Here is a 3,286-nt window from a genome sequence, read left to right on the forward strand (position 1 = left end):
AACCAACAGCAGCCAGTCTTGCTTATGGTTTAGGAATGAGAAATGATGAAACAAGAACAGTAGCGGTGTATGATTTGGGCAGATGCCTCCTCGATGCCGCCTCGCTGGCGCTCGCCGGGCTCGACCACCGACCGGTCCCCCTGCGTTGGACAAACGTTTGACCACCCCGGGAGCGCGCGGTCCAGATGCCTCCTCGATGCCGCCTCGCTGGCGCTCGTCAGGCTCGACCCAGGACCGGGCGCGCCCGACCTGAGCGGAGGGCCCGTCAGCCCCGGCTGCGGGTCGTGATCCGGTCGGCGCCGACCAGGCCCACGACGAACAGGAGCACGGACCCCCAGACCCAGAACGTGAGGAACATCCACCACTGCCACGCCACGCAGGTCGGCTCGGCGTTGCCGACGGAGGAGTCGTTGACCAGCAGGCGGGCAAGGGCGACGAGGGTGAGTGCCGCGGGACGAAGTCACCTCCAGCCCAGCCAGCGGACGACGGCGGCCGTCCGAGAGATCATGGAGGCAGTCTCACCCACGACAGCGAGGAGCCAGGCCCCGAGATGAGCGGATCCCACCCCGACCCGACCACGCGCCTCGACCGACTGCCGAGGACCATCGGGGCGCCGGCGACGCGGGGGCTCGCCGCGGCGGGGTTCACCGAGCTGCGGCAGCTGGTGGGGGTGCCGAGCGAGGAGCTGGCGGGGCTGCACGGGGTGGGGCCGAAGGCGCTGCGGATCATCCGCGAGGAGCTGCAGTTGATCACGCGCCACCACGACGAGGGCGAGGTGGTCTACGTCGACGCCCGGCCGACCGACGACCAGCTGCGGGTGGTGGAGCCGGACCACAGCTGGCCACAGCACTTCGACCAGCTGGCCGAGCAGGTCGCGCGGACGCTCGGCGACCGGGTGGTCGAGATCCACCACGTCGGCTCGACGTCCGTGGCCGGGCTGCCCGCGAAGCCGATCATCGACGTCGACGTGGTGGTGGCGGACCCGGCCGACGAGGCGGCGTACGTCCCGGACCTCCAGGGCCTCGGCCTCGTGCACTGGCTCACCGAGCCCGACTGGCACCAGCACCGGCTCTTCAAGCGTCTCGCCAGAGAGAGGCACGAGCCCCGCGTGCACCTGCACGTCTTCGGGCCTGGGTGTCCAGAAGTCGTGCGCCACCTGATGTTCCGCGACTGGCTGAGAGCCCACCCCGAGGACCGCGAGCGCTACGCGGCAGCCAAGCGGGAGGCGCTGGCGGCGCTCGACGCCACCGGGGCGGAGCACGGGGCGCTGGGGTCGGGGATGCGCTACAACGCGTTCAAGGAGCCGGTCGTGCACGAGATCTACGACGCGATGTTCCGCGCCGCGGGACTGCCTCGCTGATAACCCCAGCACTCCATGGTCGTTGAGGGGGCGACGCCCTCCGAAAGGTCCCACCTTGCGCTCCCTCCTCCGTCGATTGCTGCTGCCCGTCGTCCTCGCCGTCGCCCTCGTGGCGGGCGCGGTCTCCTACGCCAGCCCCTCGCAGCCGACCGCCGGTCCCTACTCGCAGTCCTACTTCGGCGACGGCAACCTGCCGCCGGGGTGCATCCGCGACATGAGCCTCGACAACCCGGACAACCAGTGCTTCCACATGCGCACCGGTCTCAACGCCCTTGACTCGCCCCAGGTCGACGTCCTCGTGCTGGTCCCGGCCTCGCCGACGGCCGAGCGCGACATGCGGGTCATGCGCCAGTCCGTCGAGATGTGGGAGGGCGGCATCGAGCAGCTCGCCAAGCGGATGAAGCAGCCCTGGCTGACGAAGGTCGACTTCCACATCACCGTGGACGCGCTGGGCGGCGAGTTCACCACCTACCCCCTGATCGACCCCGAGATCGTCCTCGTCGGCACCAACCCGGTCGGCGGCATCGGGATCGGCATCGACCCGGCGCAGTTCGTCGGCGACCTCGGCATCTACGACGCGCAGGGCGTGCCGTGCACCAGCATCGAGAACCCCTTCGACTTCGCCGCCTGGGAGGCGATCCCGGGCTTCGACACGCACCACGAGGAGCGTTCCGGCACCTACGTCGAGGACTGCGGCGGCGCGGGCGGCAACGTCTGCTTCGCGATCAACGGCGCCATCGACCCGCTGCCGGGCACGACCGAGGTGTTCAGCCTCTTCGACCTGGTCAGCCACGAGTTCGGCCACTGCCTGACCGTCGGTCACGTCGGTGACGGCGCGGAGGGCTCCTGGGGACCGGTGCCGACCACCGACATCATGAGCTACAACGAGGACCCGCCGGGCCTCAGCAAGTGCGTCTCCAGCCTCGACGTCGAGGGCTTCGCGCTGCGGATGAGCGGCTACCTCGACCGCAACGGCGACGGCAAGGTGACCCCCCAGGACAAGCTCGAGGCCAACGACCTCCCCGGCGACGGACGCAACCCCTTCCAGGTGCAGAGCCCGAGCGACCACATCTATGCGTCGGCCACCGGCTCGCCGGCCGACTGCCCCCAGCCCGACGTGGGCGTCCTGCCCGGCGCCCGCGTCAGCTGGTCGCCGACCCCCGTCACGACCACGCGCCCCCGGCTCACCATCCAGCGGCCGAGCCGCACGGCCGACGGTCGGGTGCGGCTCACGGGCACGGCGTCGTACGTCGCCCAGGGCAAGCAGCCACGTCGCGCCAACGGCATGGTGGTCGATCGCGCGGGTGACGCCGACAGCCCCTTCAACGACCTGCGTGGGCTCGACGTGCGCGTCACCAACACCCAGCTGCTGGCCACCGTGAAGGTCGCCCGACTCGCACCGACCTCGGGCACGACCGGCCTGTCCTCCTACAGCCTGATCGTCAACGGTCGTCGCTTCGACTCGACCGGCCCGGCCAGCGACGGAGCCAACACCTACGACAACGGCGCCGAGACCTTCCTCGACGGCGTCAGCACGTGGGACCGCGCCCGGGGCACGGTGCGCTTCGCGATCTCGCGGCGCTACCTGGAGTCCTACGGCAACGTCGCGCCCTACTACGTCGGCAGCACCAGCAGCACGCAGAACGCCAAGCGCGTCGTCTACGTCGACGACACCGCGCCCGCCGGCCAGGGCCGGATCGGCGTGACGGGTCGCCCGCTCCGTGCGGTCAAGGGTCCGCAGCAGCCGACGCCGCCGACCGGCACCAAGCCCTACTCGCTGTCCTTCCGCGCCGCGGACGGCAACTCCTTCGCGGTGTCGCAGACCAACGGCGGCCTTGGCAGCCTGGTCTCCGACCCGCACGTCTTCTCGATGTCGGTGACCTCGCCGAGCAGGGTCGAGCTGGTCCTCGACTGGTCCGACCCGCT

3 protein-coding genes are annotated in these 3,286 nt (G+C 70.5%); all 3 read left to right on the plus strand.

From position 1 onward, the window contains the following. The coding region (locus RMN98_RS21110; RefSeq protein WP_397210350.1) for an Hsp70 family protein at nucleotides 1-161 on the plus strand (161 nt) is incomplete at its 5' end. Nucleotides 162-550: 389 nt separating this feature from the next. Continuing rightward, nucleotides 551-1,360, plus strand: coding sequence for a GrpB family protein (locus RMN98_RS20050; protein ID WP_309650589.1), 810 nt, complete (start codon nucleotides 551-553; stop codon nucleotides 1,358-1,360). Nucleotides 1,361-1,415: 55 nt separating this feature from the next. Beyond that, the coding region (locus RMN98_RS20055) for a hypothetical protein (RefSeq protein WP_309650590.1) at nucleotides 1,416-3,286 on the plus strand (1,871 nt) is incomplete at its 3' end.

The sequence above is a fragment of the Nocardioides sp. genome (genome assembly GCF_031397825.1).
GTDB lineage: Bacteria > Actinomycetota > Actinomycetes > Propionibacteriales > Nocardioidaceae > Nocardioides.

What these genes read in the sequence shown, in the direction of transcription:
- RMN98_RS20050 (WP_309650589.1), top strand. Translation starts at nt 551, where the DNA reads ATGAGCGGATCCCACCCCGACCCGACCACGCGCCTCGACCGACTGCCG.